Annotated in this window: 15 protein-coding genes and 3 pseudogenes; 16 read left to right on the forward strand and 2 right to left on the reverse strand. The window is 34.0% G+C overall.

Annotated features, from left to right (window positions below; all coding sequences use genetic code 11):
• Nucleotides 1–22: 22 nt before the first annotated feature.
• From CDH50_RS13335 to CDH50_RS13360, 6 genes are all read left to right on the forward strand, one after another.
• Nucleotides 23–1510, forward strand: coding sequence for a sulfatase family protein (locus tag CDH50_RS13335; protein ID WP_100612787.1), 1488 nt, complete (start codon nucleotides 23–25; stop codon nucleotides 1508–1510).
• Nucleotides 1511–1658: 148 nt separating this feature from the next.
• The gene (locus CDH50_RS15420; RefSeq protein ID WP_394337016.1) at nucleotides 1659–1871 is read left to right on the forward strand and encodes a sulfatase-like hydrolase/transferase; all 213 of its coding nucleotides are present in this window, start codon (nucleotides 1659–1661) and stop codon (nucleotides 1869–1871) included.
• 101 nt (nucleotides 1872–1972) lie between these two features.
• Nucleotides 1973–2440, forward strand: coding sequence for an alkaline phosphatase family protein (locus CDH50_RS13345; RefSeq protein ID WP_100612789.1), 468 nt, complete (start codon nucleotides 1973–1975; stop codon nucleotides 2438–2440).
• A gap of 79 nt (nucleotides 2441–2519) precedes the next feature.
• The gene (locus CDH50_RS13350; RefSeq protein ID WP_100612790.1) at nucleotides 2520–2951 is read left to right on the forward strand and encodes a sulfatase/phosphatase domain-containing protein; all 432 of its coding nucleotides are present in this window, start codon (nucleotides 2520–2522) and stop codon (nucleotides 2949–2951) included.
• Nucleotides 2952–2969: 18 nt separating this feature from the next.
• The gene (locus CDH50_RS13355) at nucleotides 2970–3266 is read left to right on the forward strand and encodes a hypothetical protein (RefSeq protein WP_100612791.1); all 297 of its coding nucleotides are present in this window, start codon (nucleotides 2970–2972) and stop codon (nucleotides 3264–3266) included.
• A gap of 213 nt (nucleotides 3267–3479) precedes the next feature.
• Nucleotides 3480–3803, forward strand: a complete 324-nt coding sequence (locus tag CDH50_RS13360) for a hypothetical protein (RefSeq protein ID WP_100612792.1) — start codon at nucleotides 3480–3482, stop codon at nucleotides 3801–3803.
• A gap of 134 nt (nucleotides 3804–3937) precedes the next feature.
• Here CDH50_RS13360 and CDH50_RS13365 read toward each other — a convergent pair whose 3' ends face one another.
• The gene (locus CDH50_RS13365; protein ID WP_198513498.1) at nucleotides 3938–4984 is read right to left on the reverse strand and encodes a GntR family transcriptional regulator; all 1047 of its coding nucleotides are present in this window, start codon (nucleotides 4982–4984) and stop codon (nucleotides 3938–3940) included.
• A gap of 126 nt (nucleotides 4985–5110) precedes the next feature.
• Nucleotides 5111–5987, reverse strand: a pseudogene (locus tag CDH50_RS13370) (IS1595 family transposase); the annotation flags it as partial.
• Between the two features lie 749 nt (nucleotides 5988–6736).
• Here CDH50_RS13370 and CDH50_RS15135 point away from each other — a divergent pair.
• The 10 genes and pseudogenes from CDH50_RS15135 to CDH50_RS13425 all read left to right on the forward strand — a co-directional run bounded on the left by CDH50_RS15135 (nucleotide 6737) and on the right by CDH50_RS13425 (nucleotide 19005).
• Nucleotides 6737–6880, forward strand: a complete 144-nt coding sequence (locus CDH50_RS15135) for a hypothetical protein (protein ID WP_157804995.1) — start codon at nucleotides 6737–6739, stop codon at nucleotides 6878–6880.
• Nucleotides 6881–7114: 234 nt separating this feature from the next.
• On the forward strand, nucleotides 7115–9076 hold the full coding sequence (locus CDH50_RS13380) for a glycoside hydrolase family 127 protein (protein ID WP_100612794.1): 1962 nt from the start codon (nucleotides 7115–7117) through the stop codon (nucleotides 9074–9076).
• A 140-nt stretch (nucleotides 9077–9216) separates the two neighbouring features.
• Nucleotides 9217–10914, forward strand: coding sequence for an arylsulfatase (locus tag CDH50_RS13385; protein ID WP_100612795.1), 1698 nt, complete (start codon nucleotides 9217–9219; stop codon nucleotides 10912–10914).
• Entirely contained in the window at nucleotides 10911–12545 is a 1635-nt protein-coding gene (locus tag CDH50_RS13390) for a sulfatase family protein (protein WP_100612796.1), read from the forward strand. The genes CDH50_RS13385 and CDH50_RS13390 overlap by 4 nt, the downstream gene beginning before the upstream one ends.
• A gap of 295 nt (nucleotides 12546–12840) precedes the next feature.
• Nucleotides 12841–13415, forward strand: a pseudogene (locus tag CDH50_RS15285) (alpha-L-rhamnosidase-related protein).
• A 54-nt stretch (nucleotides 13416–13469) separates the two neighbouring features.
• Nucleotides 13470–13907: an alpha-L-rhamnosidase C-terminal domain-containing protein gene (locus CDH50_RS13405; RefSeq protein WP_100612799.1), complete on the forward strand. Its 438-nt coding sequence runs from the start codon at nucleotides 13470–13472 to the stop codon at nucleotides 13905–13907.
• Nucleotides 13908–14196: 289 nt separating this feature from the next.
• Nucleotides 14197–14469 carry a BNR-4 repeat-containing protein gene (locus CDH50_RS15350; protein WP_100612800.1) on the forward strand — a complete coding sequence of 91 codons (273 nt, stop codon included), beginning with the start codon at nucleotides 14197–14199 and terminating at the stop codon, nucleotides 14467–14469.
• 80 nt (nucleotides 14470–14549) lie between these two features.
• Nucleotides 14550–14869 (forward strand): annotated as a pseudogene (locus tag CDH50_RS15355) (BNR-4 repeat-containing protein); the annotation flags it as partial.
• Nucleotides 14870–14907: 38 nt separating this feature from the next.
• Nucleotides 14908–15516, forward strand: coding sequence for a hypothetical protein (locus CDH50_RS13420; protein ID WP_232732021.1), 609 nt, complete (start codon nucleotides 14908–14910; stop codon nucleotides 15514–15516).
• Between the two features lie 435 nt (nucleotides 15517–15951).
• Nucleotides 15952–19005 (forward strand): SusC/RagA family TonB-linked outer membrane protein, encoded by a 3054-nt coding sequence (locus tag CDH50_RS13425; protein ID WP_232732016.1) that lies wholly within the window; start codon nucleotides 15952–15954, stop codon nucleotides 19003–19005.
• Nucleotides 19006–19007: the final 2 nt, after the last annotated feature.

Genomic DNA, 19007 nt, shown 5'->3' on the forward strand with positions numbered 1-19007 from the left:
TTAATTCTAAATTTTAATAAAAATGAAATCAACAATTTTTTTATCGCTTTGTTTTTTTAGTTTATGTGGATGCTTATCTTCAAAAAAAGAAGAGAAACAAAAGGTTTTAAATAAGCCTAATTTATTAATAGTGCTTTCAGATCAACATTCCTATGATATGGTGGGAGCCTATGGAAACACACAAGTTATAACACCTAATCTTGATAAGTTTGCCCAAGAAGGCATGTTATTGAAAAATAGTTTTTCAAATCAGCCAGTATGTACACCATTTAGAGGGATGCTTATGAGTGGAATGCATCCTTTAAAAAATGGTGCTTTTTCTAACGATTGTCCTTTATTGCCTAATAATAGTATCCTATTGGCACAAAAGTTAAAAAATGAAGGCTATCAAACCGCGTATATAGGAAAATGGCATCTGCTAGGTGGAGAAAGAGATAGACCTATTCCGCAAGGAGATATGCGTTATGGATTTGATAAATTATTGACTGATAATTGCCATCTAGATTTCAGACCTCACAAATCCTTTTTTTGGAATGAAAATGGAGAAAAAGAGTTTTTTGACGAATGGGAAGTATTTGGACAAACTAAACAAGCCATTTCTTATTTAGATACTATAGATAAAACTAAACCATTTGCACTTATAGTTTCTTGGCATCCACCACATGATTGGGGCAAGATAGAAGGAGAAGACGGAAAAATGCATTATAGATATGAAACCCTTGACGAATTTACGTCACTTTACAATCCAGATTCCATTAAAGTAAGACCAGGGATTAATCCATCGCCAGATTTAATGAAAATGTATCATGGGCATATGTCTATGATTAGTGGTATAGATAAAGCCTTTGGTATGCTAATGACTAAACTTAAAGAAAAGGACTTAGTAGATAATACAGTAACGGTTTTTACCGCAGATCATGGTGATATGTTAGAGTCACACGGTGCTATTTTACCTAAGCAATATCCCTACGATTATTCAAATAGAACGCCTTTTATTATTAAATATCCAAAGAAAATAAAGCACAATACTCAGTCTGATGTGCTCTTTGGTGTTTTAGATTTTTTGCCAACGGTTTTAGGTTTTATGGACATTTCAAGTAAACAGAAATACGATGGAAAAGACCTCTCAGATGCATTACTCACTAACAACACAGATGCTGTAGCATATATTCCAATTTTTAATTTTGAAAGAGGAACTGTGAAAAAACACAGCTGGCGAGGTGTTATTACTAAGGAGTTTACATATGCAATTGCTGGAGGGGAAAACCCATTAGAAATGAACAATGTTTTGTTTGACAGAAAAAATGATCCCTACCAATTGAACAACTTATTTTATAACCCAGAATATAAAAATAAAAGAGAGGAATTAGAAAAATTAGCCTATGATTCTATGAATACATTTAATGACAAATTTTATGTTGAAGCAGATTTTAAAAGGGTTGAACCCAAAGAAACATGGGAATACAATTATTCAAAAAGGCCAATAGATTTTTTTGACAATAATAATTAATACAGATTAAAAAAAATTAAGTCTTATAGTATGTTCCTTTTTTGCTTTGTAATTTTAACAGCTTGTCATGTAGGTAAAGGCAAAAAAGAAGAAATTGCACAGTTAGAAACGTATCAAAGAATATCAAATCAAAACCAAATATTCTTTTATAGCTGTAGATGATTTAAAACCAGAGCTCAATTTTTATGGAGCGACTCATATTAAATCGCCTAACCTCGATAACCTGGCGTCACAAAGCATGGTTTTTGAACGTTCTTATTGTAACATTCCAGTGTGTGGTGCTTCTAGGGTAAGCATTCTTACAGGGCTGAGACCAACCCGAAACCGCTTTGTTGATGCTTACACTAAAAAAGATGACTAGGTACCTAATATTGTATCGCTTCCATTTACTTTAAAAAATAATGGATATACTACTATTTCCACTGGAAAAATCTATCATCATGGGGATGATGATAAAAATGCTTGGAACGAAATTTGGCATCCAAATACGAAAGGAGTAGCTATGCATTAAAAGAAAGTACAAATTTGAAAAGTGAGGACAATAGAGGACCTGCATATGAATTTGCAGAAGATGCTGATTTTGTTTACTCAGATGGTAAAATAGTGAACATAGGCATTTATGATTTAAATAAACTTAAAAAAGCGGGAGAGCCCTTTTTTTTAGCATTTGGTTTTATGAAACCCCATTTACCATTTAATACTCCAACAAAATATTGGAATATGTATGATGAAAACACCATTGATTTATCAGAAAGTTACCTGCAACCAAAATCCATTTCATCTATAGCTTTTCATAATTCTGGAGAATTGAGAGTTTATTACGGTATTCCAAAAAAAGGAGATTTAAGCAAAGAAATAGCCATTAAAATAATACATGGTTGTTATGCATGTGTTAGTTATTTGGATGCACAAATTGGGTGTGTTAGATGAATTAAAAAACCTAGGATTAGATAAAATCACCATAGTTGTTTTATAGGGAGATCACGGTTATAATTTTTGTGAATACAAAATGTGGTGTAAACATTCTACCTTCGAGTCTTCCATGAGAACGCCATTAATAGTTAAAGTGCCTGGTGTTACAAAAGGATTGAAATCTCAAAGCATAACAGAATATATAGATATTTACCCAAGCCTTTGTGAGTTGGTAAATATTAAATCACCTACTCATCTTGAAGGAGAGAGTTTTATAAAACTTATAAAAGAATTAAAAAGAAATAAAGATTTTACGAAATCAAAATATAGAGATGCCATAGCCCTTATTAAAGGAAATATGATTTATATGGAATGGGCTGATGATGAAGGAAAATCTTATAATAGAATGTTATTCGATCATTCAATATACCCGATGGAACTTGATAACCTTGCTGAAAAATCAGATTACAAAGAGGTAGTTTCTTCATTGTCAAATGATCTTCATATAAATGGGGGGAAGATTTTCTAATAAAATAAATATAGCGAGATGTTAAATAGAAAAGATATATATGTATTGGTGCTTATATTAACAATTTGTAATAATATAATAGCACAAAATCTTAAAAGACCAATAATCTTAGTTAAATCAAGTGACAAACCCACTATTCTAAAAAAAATAGAAACTCAACCTTGGGCTAAAAAAACCTATAGCGATTTTATAGAAAAACTTAATCAAGATGTCAATCTACACGAATCTAATGCTGATGCATTTCTTAGAGGAATGCACTTGATTGGGATGACGGAAGAGCAGGAGAAATGCCCCCTTTTATCTTATTTATCATAACATTGGAGATAATTTGGAGTTTTTAAATAAAGATTTGTCCCTAACAACAGAGCCTGAACGCTATAAAGCCAACGCTAGCAATGAATGGATTCAGAATAAAAAATTTAGGCATCCAAGGGGCATTTTTTTGAAGAAGTAAAAACTTCTAAAAATTATTCATGAAATGTAAGAGCACAATTTTTAATTGAGAAAATTTATAATTCACCAGTTTTTATGGGATTACCTATTCCAGGATTTCCTAATAGAGAATACACCAAAGTTAAGGCCCTTCATACTTTTGAAGCACCAAAGCCATATAATGAACTTCCAACTCCAATACTAGTTGCCAGGAAAAAGGGAGAAGCTTGGAAAAAGCCCCTTGTTGTTGCATATGAACCTTTTGATACAAGAATTAATAAAGCAAGTATTATTTCAGTAGAAAAACTAGAGAAAAATGGTGTTTATAAAGGTTTAAAAACACTATTTATACAACAGCTGGGAGTGGCAATAGAGGCGGGTAAGGCAGAGCTGTCATCCTTAGGGCAGTTCTCAAAATAAGGAGTTATTATTGAATAGAAAAAGTATAACCAATAAAATAAAGATATAAAATTTCAGTTGTAATATACGATTGTTACGAATGTAAATTTAGTCTCATTCGGTTAAATTAAATAGTGTTATTTTTTGCTAATAAATTACAACGAATCTCTTTCAATTAAATTAAAAGGTACTTTTAGCTTGTACTTTTTCTTATTTAAAATAATGTTTGCAGCAGTTTCCCCCATTATTTTAAAATCAGTAGATATTACTGTAATTCCCAAAAGCTCTTTAAGAGGTGTGTCATTATAAGAAATAATGCCGATATCATGCCCTAATTTAAATTCATCTTCTCTTACCTGTTTAACCAAATTAACTAAATCAGCTTCTTCAATAGTAATAAACAAATCTCTTTTTTTTAATATCATATCGTCATATACCTTGTCTAATATTTCAAAATCCAATTTGTGTTCGATACAAAATTTTCTAAATCCATGCAAAATGCGTTTAGGGTAAGGATAAACAGCTTTATCTGGAAAAACTAAAATAATTTTTTGATATTTTTTTATTTTGGAAATTCCTTCAGTTAAAGACCAATATATGTCATTTTCAAAATCTTGATAGACTTGTCCTATGGCGTTGTTTAATTCGGGTTTAATATTGTCTAAAATAATTAATCTTTCTTGAGCTATTTTTTCTAAGGCCTTAATGGCTTTATCAGTAAAACTAATATGTTCTAATGAATCTGTTTTGAAATGAGGCATAATTACAAAGTAGTCGTACGCCAACTTGTTTTTTTCTATTAAATTTAAAAACAGTGATTCGTCACAGTGATAAACGTGCAAGTCTGTATGAGAATTAGCTCCAATACTGTTTATAAAATGATTGTAGGTTTTAAGTTTGTAGTTGCTTAATTTATTTATAAGAAATAAAATATTAACTTTAGAAATTAGCTTAGTTTGAGAGATATAATAGCCTTTGCCTCGTATAGAGGCGATAACGTTTCTGTCCTTTAAGATGCTATATGCTTTTTCTACGGTATCTCTCGAAAGATAAAATTCCTCACTGAATCTATTTATCGAGGGTATTTTTTGATCCATTTTGAAATTTCCTTTCGCAATATTATCTATTACAGAGTCAACAATTTGTTGGTATTTTGGCACCCTTGAGTTTTCATCAATATTAACGTGTTTAAATATTTCCATTGTTTATTTGTAAAAATTAAAAAAGAATACTCAAATTTATAAGTATAACATGTAACATATAATAAATAGGATTATTAAAGTTAAATATCAATTTTAGAATTATGTAAACTGATTGTCCATTTGATGTCATAATCTTGTGATGTTAGCAATTAACAAGCCTATCGAATAGTTTTTTTTCAAAATATCTTATGTTTAGTTTGTAAACAAATTCACTGAGATATAATTGGAGGTATTTCCATTTGATTTTATGATGATTTTCTTAAAAAATTTCTCTTCGCATTACTGTTGCTTATATGTACCCGTTTTAGTGCTTCTTCCGTTGTTTCCTTATTTGATTTTTTAGTAATAGGAAGCTCAATAAAGTTTGATATATCAATATGTGACGCGCTTTTATCTGTGAAAACAATACTTTTTTCATTGATTGACTCCTGCACTGTTTGATTCATTTGTTCAGATGTTTTATTAGTTAATACTTTAGCTTTAAAATAGCGACATTGTGTTGACTTTTTACCACTATCTACATCTTCTAAAACCTTAGATTCAGCTATAATAGCTATATTTTTTACCAACTGAACACGACCACGAATACCTATTTCTTCTTCAATTTCAGAGGATTCGACTGTAAAATAACCTTCACCAAACTCTATCATTCCTTCCAAAGTATAGCGAGCATCTCTATTTTCCATAGCTTTCTAAATTTATGCACCATTGCCTAAACTGGCTCATATCGCTACTGCCCAAGTTGCTTTTGAATTTCTTCACTTGAAAAACCTTTTTTTGCAGCATTCATCAAAAACATAGTTTTATACTAATTAAAAGCGCAACTTTGGACTTTGCATGATAGTTGCACTTAGTAATAATACCCTACCCCGATATCTTTTGCATTAAAAACTCCATCTGCTTTAAATCCAAAAAGGCTCTTTAGAACCACATTTATAGATAATCCCTATCTATCTCTTTCCTCTTAAAAGTGAAATCTGCAAGCCTCTTCGCTGCCAAAATTTTCCTAGTTCATTTCTCATGATTTTTGATAAAAATAAGAATCTTTTTTGAAATATGTCACGTCCTGAAATAAGGCTACATAATTTTAAACATTATGTAGCCTTATTTCAGGATGGGTCACAGCTTTTGTACTATTTATTGTTTCTCCAACGGATGAAGCTGTAAATTTTGTAAGCGACAACGAAATCACTATTAAAAGCCAGAAGGTTTAGTATCTGTAAAAGCCAATGTGCATATAAGATAAAAAAAATTTCTGGAAATAGAACGTTTAAAATGGTGCCAGGGGTAGAAGCACTTCCCTTTATAGCAAGTTTCCTTAAATCTGTACAAGAAATAAGTTGTATAATTAAAGTGCTATAATATTTAACAAATAAATCAAATGTATTAAGATTCGTTACTCCTAATTTTGTAATAAAAGTTTTTCTATTTAGAAAAAAAGTCGGGTATTTATAATTATGGTATAGTTGTAAATAATGAATTAAATATAACCACCATGCATGATAGTACAGGATAGTTAATTTAAATTTAAAAAATAAATTTGCGAGTAAATCATCAATGGTTATTGTCTGAAGTTTAAGATGGGTAATCATTTAAATTAATCTTACAAAAAATAAAAATATAAATGAATAAAAATTGTAGTATTAGAAGGATGTACTCTTAATCCTTAATCCAGGAGGTTTAAACTGGAAAGGAATACAAAAATATGGAGATATTACAGTAAATGATCGTACTGACTTTTTTCCGAGGAATGTGATAAAAGCAATTGGTGGTCCCAAAATAATTTTCACCAACAAAACACCGCTTCCAAAGGAAGTTTTTGATAAAACGACTTCGGTAAAATATAATGATGTTCTTGAGACAGGTTATAATGATATTCACACTCGTGTGGCTTAAGAAAAAGGAATAATAGTTACAAATACTCCAACTTTTGGGATTACTGATGTGGCACAATTTACTCTTGCATTGGTGTTAGAAATTTGCCGCCAAGTTGGAGCTCATAATGTTGCTGTTAAAGAAGGCGAAAGAGTCTGAAGAATAAAGTTTTCTCTTTAATTATTTTTCCCAGAATAAATAGAACAATCTAAAAACTAAATATTTTTAAATTAATACAAATATAAATTATTAATAATGAAACATATAACTACAAAATTGCGAAATAAAACATTTTTTTGTATTACTTTTAGTATCATTCTATTTGTTGGATTGACTATTTATTTGTCCTATACTTATGCTGATTTGCCAAAAACAAACACCGATAAAGTCAGTTTAATTCCGCAGACATATGCCCATGCCACCGTCAAGCCGTTTGATTTGTCGGAAGCGAAGATTACTGGAGGATATCTAGGTTCTTATGTGGAACGTACCCGCAATATCGGTATACTCGATCTTTTTGAAAAAATGAAGAAACACGGCAGCTTTAAAAACTTTAAGGTTGTGGCTGAGGGATTGCCTGATAGGCATGTCGGTGGTTTTAATGAGGATGAATGGGTTCATAAGCTGCTGGAAGCCGCTGGTTATTTTGCCCCTAAAAGTCCATTGATCAGCGATACCTTTCAGCCGCTGATTAAGGATATTCTGGCCTCGCAAGATAAGGATGGTTATCTACAGTCTTACTATCAGAATCCAGCCTATCTGAAAGAGCATGGGTCGAATGTCCGTTTTTTAAAAGGAGGGCGCCACGAATTCTACGTATTTGGACATTTAGCGCAGGCGGGTATGGCCTGGAAAAATGAGGTTGGGGATGACCGGCTTTTCAAAGCATCGCTTCGCTATGCCGATCTACTCTGCGATCTCTTTGGATCAAAGCCACTTCCTTACAAGTATGATTCTGATCGGGGCGACCGAAAGTATGAGCATCCGAATCACGAGATGGCGATGGTGGAACTGTACCGCATGACTGGCAATCGCCGATATCTCGATTTTGCAGCACACACCCTCGACGATTATGGCTTCTGGTCGTTCTCCGAAGTTTCGGGGCATTGTGTTCAGGAAAATCTGCTACTCTGCGGTGGTGCAGATGTCTATCTGGAAACCGGAAAACCCGAAATGCTCAAACACCTTGAAGCCATGTGGATGGATGTGGTTGAACGAAAATCCTATGTGACCGGTGGAGTCGGCAATGGGGTGGATAGCGAAAATTACGGAAAACCCTATGTGCTTCCTAATCAGCAGAATTATTGTGAAACGTGCGCCTCCATTTCTAAGGTCTTTTTTGATTGGCGCATGCTGCTGGCCACGGATCACTCTAAGTATGCCGATGATATGGAAAATACGTTTTACAACGCCGTCCTCAGTGGGGTCAGTCTCTCCGGTACGGAGATTTTCTACACGAACCACGTAGAGGAGGATGGCACCAAAACGAAACAACCTGACGGTCTGCTCGTGGGATGTGATATAAGAGACAGTCAACGTAAACCCTATTTTGACGTTAGCTGCTGTGCACCCAATTTTCAGCGGTTGATAGGTTCTCTTCAGCAGTACCTCTTTACTTTAAGCCCGGACGGTGTACAAGCGCAACTCTATGGTAATGCGGAGCTTAAAACTTCCACGGTGCATCTGCGTGAAACGACCGATTATCCGCGTGACGGACGAATCCAATTTGATATTCTTGCCGATGCAAAATTCGAACTCTCGCTGCGCATTCCGAAATGGACGGAAAGTACCAGAGTTTTTATTACCGTAAATGGGAAGGAAGTACCACAAGTTAAAGCAGGGGAATACGTAAAGCTAAATCAATTTTGGAAAAAAGGCGACAAAATTATTCTCGAATTCGATATGAAACCTAGGCTTATAAAAGGACGTGATCAGGTAGCTGCCGAAAAGGGAAAACTTGCAATTATGCGTGGTCCTTTGGTATATTGTATAGAAAGCCCTGACAATAGAAATATCAATATTTCAGATGTTGCATTACCGCTAAATACAATTATTAAAGAAGAAAAAACAAACGATCTTAATGGTACTGTACGTCTAAGTGCTCAAGCTTGGGACGTTGTGAATCAAAGAGAAGTTCAAATTTCGACAATTCCCTATCATCTTTGGGCAAACCGTGGAGAATCAACAATGAAAATTTGGATACCTTGGAAAAACTAAAAGTGATTCCACTCCGAAAAAGTGGATTTATTTTAACTAATTAATAAGTATGAATATGTATTGTAAACCGTTGTGCATTATGGTGACTATCGTTCTTTATCTTAAATTTTTCAAGAATAATATAATTAAAACTTAATGAAATGACAAAATCCAAGATAATTATTTTAGCTATTACAATACAATTTGCTTTCTTATCTTGCAAAACAGATAAACAAGAAAACCTTAGACCAAACATTATTGTTATTATGTCAGATGATATGGGATATTCTGATATCGGCTGCTACGGTGGTGTAATAAACACACCTGTTCTTGACGGGCTTGCAAAAAATGGTTTACGTTTTAAACAATTCTACAATACAGCCCGTTGCTGTCCATCAAGGGCATCACTTTTAACAGGACTTTACGCGCATCAAGCAGGAATTGGACACATGATGAACGATAGTGGAACTGACGGTTACCGAGGAGACTTAAGTAATAAGGCTGTTACTATTGCCGAGGTATTGAAACAGGCTGGTTATTCTACTTATATCTCAGGAAAATGGCATATAACACCCTTAATGCCTTCAAAAGAAAATCCTTCAAAACACAACTGGCCACTTCAAAGAGGATTTGATAAGTTCTTTGGGACCATACATGGTGCAGGAAGTTTTTACGATCCCAATTCTTTAACCCGAGATAACGAATTTATAGTCCCGTCAGAAGGTTTTTATTATACAGATGCTATTTCTGACAATGCTGTAAAATTCATAGAAGAACATAAATCAGGAAATCCATTTTTTCTTTATATACCATATACTGCCGCTCACTGGCCAATGCATGCTAAGCCTGAAGACATCGCAAAATACACAGGCAAGTTTGATGAAGGATGGGATGTATTACGCGAGAAAAAATATAAGAAATTATTAGAAATGGGACTTACCAGGTCTGAATGGAAACTGACTGAAAAAGACGATATCCCTGATTGGGAAGATGTGGAATTAAAAGACTGGTATAGCTCACTTATGGAAGTGTATGCCGCAATGGTTGATTGCATGGATCAGGGAATAGGAAGGGTAATGAATATACTTGACAAGAAAGGAATAAAAGACAATACTTTAGTTTTCTTTCTACAGGACAATGGCGGTTGTGCCGAGGAATGGGGTTTTAGCAATGATATTAAACCTTATTATAAAGATGTAGAGTTCGATAGGATAATACCAATGGGCAAAGATGAGTTTCAAACTAGAATGGAACCTAAGTATACACGAGATGGAAGACCCGTGCTTAAGGGAAAAGGTTTGAAACCAGGTGGTGAGGACACTTACCTTGGATATGGAAAAGCTTGGGCTAATGCCAGCAACACCCCATTCCGGATGTATAAAAAATGGGTACATGAAGGCGGAATATCTACCCCACTAATTGTTCATTGGCCCGCTGGAATAAAAGCTAAAAATGAATTCCGAGAACAACCTGGTCATTTAATTGATATCATGGCGACTTGTATAGATGTTGCAGGCGCTACATATCCACAGACATTTAATAATAACAAAGTTATTCCTTTTGAGGGTCAAAGCCTCACCCCAGTATTTGAAAACAAAGATTTACAAAACAGGGCTATTTTTTGGGAACATGAGGGAAATAAGGCTGTGAGGCTTGGAAAATATAAATTAGTATCCATTTATAAAAAAGATTCTGAATACAACTGGGAGTTGTATGATTTAGAATCAGACAGAAGCGAAACGATTAACCTGATTGGAGGAATGCCATTTAAAGCTAAAGAGATGGAAACTTTATGGAAAGATTGGGCAAAGAAAGTAGGTGTAAAATCTTGGCCTATATCTAAAATCAACAATCAATGAAACACTTTAATGTATACATATCATTTTTGATAGGTATTCTAATAGTTGCTGTAGGATGGTGGAATTTCTCACCATCAGATATAGCCAAGAATAGTCCTCCCCAAAAAAGACCTAATATACTTTTTCTGTTTGCAGATGATTGGGGAAAATATGCGAGTGCATATGCTCCTTATGAGCAGAGTCACTCTATTAATAGTTTGATCGAAACACCAAATTTTGATCGTATTGCTTCAAATGGAGCTTTGTTCACTAATGCTTTTGTACCTGCACCGAGTTGTACTCCTTGCCGAAGCTCTATTTTATCTGGACAGTACTTCTATAACACTGGTAGAGGTGCCATACTCCATGGGGCTGAATGGGACAAAACTATTCCAACTTATCCTTTGTTATTGGAAAAATACGGATATCATATTGGCTTTACCTATAAAGTATGGAGTCCAGGAAACCTTCTGGATGCTCCTTATGGTGGCAAGTCTAAAGCATATGAAAAGGCAGGGACAAGGTTTAATAGATTTTCACAAATTGTTAGTGAAGCTAAAGATAAAGATATAGCCAAAAAACAACTTTATGATGAGGTTAGACAAAATTTTAAGTCTTTTTTAAACGATAATGATGATAACGCTCCTTTCTGTTATTGGTTCGGTCCCACTAATACTCATAGACCTTGGGCCAAGGGCTCGGGCAAGGAACTCTGGGGCCTAGATCCAGATAGGCTTCAAGGCAGATTGCCTTCTTTTTTGGCCGATACTCCTGAGATAAGAGAAGATTTCAACGATTATCTAGGAGAAGTGCTAGCTTGGGACGAAGCGGTATGGGTTATTATGGACGTTCTGAAAAAGGAAGGAGAGTTAGATAATACTATAGTCGTAATTAGCGGAGACCACGGAGTTCCTGGAATTCCAAGGGCTAAAACTAATCTATACGACCTTGGTACGAGGGTAGCCATGGCCATATCCTGGCCCGGTCATATAAAAAAAGGAAAGGTTATTGATCAGATGGTCAATCTTATGGATCTTGCTCCGACATTTCTAGAAGTTGGAGGCGTGGAGGCTCCATCCGTGATGAATGGACGGTCACTGATACCTTTGGTTACCGGGAAAATGGAAGAATCAACCCGTGATTTTGTGATAACAGGTAGGGAACGCCATGTAGCCCAGGCTAGGGAAGGAAATTTACCCTACCCTCAACGGGCCTACCGTACTAATGATTATTTGTATATTAGAAATTTAAAACCAAATCGTTGGCCGATTGGTACTCTTGAAGATGGATTAAGGGATATTGATGGCGGACCGACTAGAGATTGGTATATTGTAAATTATGACAGTATAAAAAATATGGATCTTTGGAATATTTCATTCGGGAAGAGACCGAAAGAGGAATTCTATAACGTAAGAAAGGACCCCGACCATATTCAAAATCTTGCATACAATCGGGCTTATAAGGAACTTAAGGAAATATATTCCGATAAAATGGATTCAGTATTAATCGCTACTAAAGATCCGCGGATGGTTATTGATCCTGACTATTTTGATAAAATGCCATTTATTAATGAAAACGAATTCAATATTAAGCAGCATGAAGAAAACAAGAAAAGAGTGAATGAGATCTATAACAATAGTCGGTTCGATTAATAGATTCTAAAATTTTAAATCAATAATAAAACTATTACAAATTTTTTCATTCATGTGTTATCTACAATTTTGTTGAGTTGTAAATCAAGCAAAAAATCGAATGAGACTAATAAACCAAATATTATTTTAATTTATACGATGACATGGGCTACTCAGATTTAGGATGTTATGATGGAGAAATTGAAACACCTAATTTAAATCAACTGCCATCAATGATTGCTTCAGGAAACGAACATCCACCTATGCTAAGTTAGATTGGGGAGTAGCAACAATATATTTGCAATGGTACAATTATTTGTTTTATGGCGATGATACCTTGGTAGAAGAGTATTATAAAGACATGAAAGCATTAACTAATTTTTATCTATCATTTAAAGATGAAAATGTTATCATTCAAGGTGTTATGGGTGATTGGTGTCCGCCAAGTTGGGATAGACGATTAAATCCGTATGCTTTGGAATGCGACCCCATTATTTCGGTGAATGCTTATTTTTATCATGTTTTTGGTATTATGGAAGGCTTTGCGAAAATGAAACAAGACACAACTTTTGAAGCTCAAATGAAACAAGAAAAAGAAGCTTTAAAACAAGCTTTCAACAAATTTTTTTATTGTCCATTCCAAAAACAGATTTTAAATGGTATGCAAGTCAAACGGCCTCGGTAAAGGCGCTTCAATTTGGAATCGTTCCAGATGCCGAAATAAAAACCTTAGTGAATGGCGTAGTTTATGATATTACTGAGGTAAAAGTTGAGCATCATTCTACAGGAATTCATGGTATCAGGTATATTTATACGGGTTTAACAAAATACGGAAAAGGCGATTTGGAATATCAAATATTAACAACACTCAAGTTTCCTAGCCAATTCTAATATTTGAACAGTGGTTTTACCACATGGCCAGAGCGTCAATTTGAATAGGAAAATATGGCAGCAGCAACCAACTTACTTAACAACCCTATGCATAGTGGTTTTTCAGCGTATTTTTATGAATCTCTTGGAGGTATAAAATCATCTGTAGATGCTGTTAGGTATAAAGTTTTTACGGTGAATCCGCAATTTCCTACGCAAATTATCCAAAAATCAGTAAAAGTACCCACATCGTTTGGCTATATTCATAATAATTGTGAATTAAAAGAAACTAATTTCACCATGAATTTAGTAGTGCTGTTTAATACCCAAGCACATTTGGTTTTAACTGAAAAAGAATTAGCTTCTTTAAAAATCAATGGTATAGCTTTTGAAACTTTTCAAAGAGAAAATAAAACTCAAATTATTAATAATTCTACTATCATTATTGGTTCAGGAGACTATAAGATTGAGTTTTTTAAAATAAAGGTATGGCGTGTAATTTATGGATTATAATTTTTACTGGATATTTTAAAAGTTATATGTTTTAATGATGAAAATAGATTTAAAAAAAAAGAACAAAAATTAAGTAAAAAATCAAAAATATTCTATACCTATTTTTTTTCTGGGTGTTTATAATAACTGTAAAAACTCAAGTTAAAATCATTCAAAAAAATATTTCTACGGTAAACTCTAAAGAATTAACTATCGGAAGTGCCATTAATGGACGAACGTATTAAAAAGATGCGCTTGCTTCACATAATGTTTACCAATACATTAGTTACTACAATGAAAGTCGACGTGTTTGTATTCAAGAAGAAAGCTTCCTTTGGGAGCGTGGGAAACCATTGAATTTTTAGATTATGATTTTCAAAGTGACGATTTACATAATGTCGTTTCAATGGGTATTTGTCTGAATGATGGAACTATTCATTTAGCCTTTGACCATCATGTACATCCTTTGCATTCCAGAGTTTCAAAAAAAGACTTAGCAACAAATCCTGAAAGCGAGGCGTGGAGTACTGCTTCATTCGGACCTATTATAGATGAACTAGAGGAAAATAATCCTATTAAATAACCTACCCAAAACTTTTGCAAACGACTGAAGGCAATCTTCAAATGAACTACAGAGTAAGAGGTTAGGGTAATGGTGACTGCATGTTGGTGGACTACAATGTTTCTAATGGTATATGGGAAAATGCCCGACAAATAGATTCAGCTTTAGGATTGTTTGAAGATGAATTAGATAAAAGCGAAACACGTTGTTCGTACCCTAATGGTTACGAATATGATGCCAATGGAAGACTCCATGTAACCAGGGTGTGGCGCGAAGATAGTCAAGGTGCTAATCACGATTTAATATGTGTTATAGTGACGATAGTGGATTTACATGGCATAACAACGATGGTGATTTGCTAGAGGATATTCCAAACGTTAATTCTCTAGGTATTGTGGTGCAAAATATTCCAAGAGTGTTGGGTTTAATGAACAATCATGGGCAGGTTGTTGACTCAAAATGGCGTGTGCATGCTGTTTGTATCATGGCACTAAAGAAACCATTGAAGCAGCTGGAAGCATATTGGGAGCTACCCGTTGGGGGCCAAAATTCGCAAAACGCTATTTCCATTATTGGCGCGATGAGAAAGGTATATGGAACAATTTACAATTACCTATGAAAGTTGGCAATCGCCCTAAAGTTTTTGCTGATAAAAATGATAACCTCATTTTAATTTATGTTGGTGAAGCTGATAAAACCATAAATGGAAAGAATAAAAGTGACAAAAACCTAATAATAGCAGTAGCAACAGCAAAAAACAATTGGCAAGATTGGCACATAGCACATTCGGTAAAAGTGCCTTTTATGAATGACATGTTAGCAGATATTTACCGTTGGAAGCATGAAGTATTTTATCCAACATGCTTCAAAATGAACCTACTGGAACTCGAAAACCAAATTCATTACAAGTTATTGATTTATCTATTCAATTTGAATAGCATAGTGCCAATTATGTCAATTTTTAAAATCATGCAATCAGTACGTTTCTCTAAAATTTTTACAAAAGAAGTAATAAAAAAAAATGATCTAATCAGATCGATAGAGAATTCTGGAATTATTGAAAATTAATAGAACAAACCCTTTTAGATTAACTAATACTACGAAGAGTTTCGTCCTGAAAAAAATCACTTAAAATTTTTATAAATAGCAGTGCGATTCATTTTTCTCGCACTAAAACTAAATTTAAAAATAAACTCAATTCAATTCAATTCAATGATTTTTTTAATTACACACAACGGGTTTTAAATAATATATTATATCCTTTAATTAGAATGTAGTAGTTTAAAAAAAATTATTGCTAAAAATGCCTTAATTAAATAATCGTAGCTTTTATCTTAATTTCATTTTAAGTACCCGCTTTAGTTGGTGTAATATTTAGGTTTGTTTTAATAACTAAAACCAGTTTAAATTATGAATATGGCAATTAAAACAGGATGGTACAGGATAGATTGCAAAAAAGCATTACATAATTTTGATATTATCAACTAATTTAACTCAATAAAGATGAATTTAAAATCAATACTAAAAATCTTTTCAAGTTTAAAGAAAACTTGCATGTGTGCTATTTTGATATTGTCATGTGTGGCAATGTCGAATGCCCAATCGGTTTCAGGTACTGTAACCGCAGAAGGTCAACCACTACCAGGTGCTTCAGTATTAATAAAAGGTAGCTCAAAGGGAACAAGTACCGATTTTGATGGTAATTTCACCATTGAAGCAACCGCTCAAAATTTCCTTATTATTTCTTATATTGGTTATGCAACTAAAGAAGTATTGGTAGGAAATCAAACAAAAATTAATGTAGCATTAGAACAAGGCAACGAACTTGATGAAGTGGTTATCATTGGTTATGGTACGCAACGTAAATCTGACTTAACGGGTTCGGTTTCTACTGTTAGCGCAGAAGAAATAGCCAATATTCCAGTTTCAAGGGTGGATCAAGCATTGCAAGGTAGAGCTGCAGGAGTGCAGGTAACACAAACCAGTGGTGCACCAGGAGCTGGTACTTCTATTAGAATTAGAGGTGGTAACTCCATTACGGGGAGTAATGAGCCACTTTGGGTAATTGATGGTATTGTTGTGGGAACTAATTTTAATTTAAACAATATCAATGCTAATGATATTAAATCGATTGAGATTTTAAAGGATGCATCCTCTATTGCTATTTATGGTTCCAGAGGTGCCAATGGTGTTGTTTTAGTCACAACCAAAAATGGTACAAATATTGGTGAAGGCAAACCACAGGTAAAGGTAGGTGTTCGTACAAGTACGCAAATAGTACCAGAACGGCCAAAGTTTTTAAATCAAGCACAACAAATATCTTTCACTAATGAAGATGCACGTTATAGAGGGGTATCAGAACCTTTCCCTAATGATCCATCGACGTATCCTGATAATGATTATTTCGATCTCTTATTAAATCCATCACCTATTTATAATGCAGATGTGTCCATTGCAGGATCTTCTGAAAATGGAAGTGTAACCTATTATAACTCGCTTAACTTTTTTAATCAAGATGGTTTAATAGAAAATTCAGGCATTGAGAAATACATTTTTAGATCGAATTTGGATTTTAAAATAAATGATAAATTAAAAGCAGGTGCACGGTTTAATTATTCTAGAATAAAGCAAGATAACGGTGTTGTAGGCTATGGAGGTCTTTTAAATATTTTGCCAACACAACCAGTTTACAATGCTGATGGTTCTTATAGTGGTTTTGACGATGTTATTGGAGCACCATTCAATAACCCTGTGGCCACTGCAAAACTGGATATAGATGAGACATACTCAAATAATCTATTAGGAACCATTTATTTAGAGTATAGTCCTATTGAAAATTTGACTATACGTTCAACATTTAACCCTGAAATTAACAATTTTAAAAGAAATGAATTTACTTCAAGTCAAAGACCTGATCTTACTGTAGTTGGAGAAACTGGTAATGCAAGCATATCTGGGGCTTCATTTTTTGGGTGGAACAACGAAAATACCATTCAATATTCTACAGACTTTGGTGAAGATCATAGTTTAACGGTTCTTGGTGGGGCATCTTTCCAAAAGTCAACTAATGAATCTTTTAGAGCTAGAGCTTTTGGAATTACAACAGATGCTACTGGATTTAATAATTTAGCATTGGGTACAAACCCAACAAGAAATGTAGTTGGTAGTGGCTTTAGCGCTTTTCAAATTGCATCGTTTTTCGGAAGGGCTAATTATTCTTATAAAGATAAATACCTTTTAACTCTAGTAGGTAGAAGTGATGGTAGTTCTGTTTTCGCGCCAGGAAACAAGTATAATTTCTATCCATCAATAGCAGGCGCTTGGAAAATAACTGGAGAGCCATTTATGCAAAACCAAAGCACGTTTAAAGATTTAAAATTAAGAGCCAGTTACGGTAAATCTGGAAATCAGGCCATAGGTCCATATAATACGCTTGGTGTTTTGGAAGAAGCAAATACAACACTCAATGGTGTTGAACAACCGGGTTTGACATTAGGTAGGCCAGCAAACTCAGATTTAAAATGGGAAACTACCACTTCCTATGATATAGCTTTTGAAGCATCATTGTTTGGAGGTAGACTTTTTACTGAATTTAACTACTATTATAAAAAGACGGAAGATTTATTATTGGATATAACTATTCCTAGACAAACTGGTTTTACAAGTCAACTACAAAATGTGGGATCTTTAGAAAATAAAGGTTGGGAATTTTTAGTAAATTCTACCAATATAAGAAATACGAATTTTAATTGGAATTCCACTTTAACCTTATCATCCAACAAAAACAAAGTGCTTGACCTTGGAGGCCAGCAGTTTATTGATTCTGTAATTGATCAACAGGTGGGTGCTGGTAACGTAAGAATTACTGTTGGAGAAGCAGTACCGGTATTTAGAGGTGCGAATTATTTAGGCACATGGAAAAGTCAAGCAGAAATTGATGCTTCTGGATTAAACCCAGGCACACAAGTCGTTGGAGGACCTAGATATGAGAATTTAAATGGCGATAGTATTATCTCTAATGAAGATTTTGTGACGCAAGGCAGTCCTTTTCCAGATTTAATTTTTGGCTTTGAAAATAACTTCTCTTACAAAAATTTTGATTTGAATATTTTCTTTCAAGGCACCGTGGGTAACGAGGTATATAACTTAAGGACAAGAGGAAATTTCTTTCAACGTGGAGAGAACACTAAATATATTGAAATAGCAGATAGATGGACGCCAGAAAATCCAACGTCAGATATACCAAGAGCTGGTGCTTATGCTTTTAGCACTATATATCCAAGTTCATATGATGTGGAAGATGGCTCACACCTACGTTTAAAAACAGCTACATTAACTTATAACTTCCCAATTGATAAAATGGGGTTGAAAGGTATAAAAAGCCTGTCGGTTTATGCTTCTGGAACTAATTTATTGTTAATCTCAAATTTCAGATTGATAGATCCTGAAACTAGTGCATACGGTAGAACTGGACTTGGTAATGTTTATCAAGGATTTTCTAACGGTGAATATCCTAATGCCAAAGTTTTAAGCCTTGGACTTAACGTAACTTTTTAAAA

It is taken from the genome of Confluentibacter lentus (genome assembly GCF_002806995.1).
GTDB classification, from domain to species: domain Bacteria; phylum Bacteroidota; class Bacteroidia; order Flavobacteriales; family Flavobacteriaceae; genus Confluentibacter; species Confluentibacter lentus.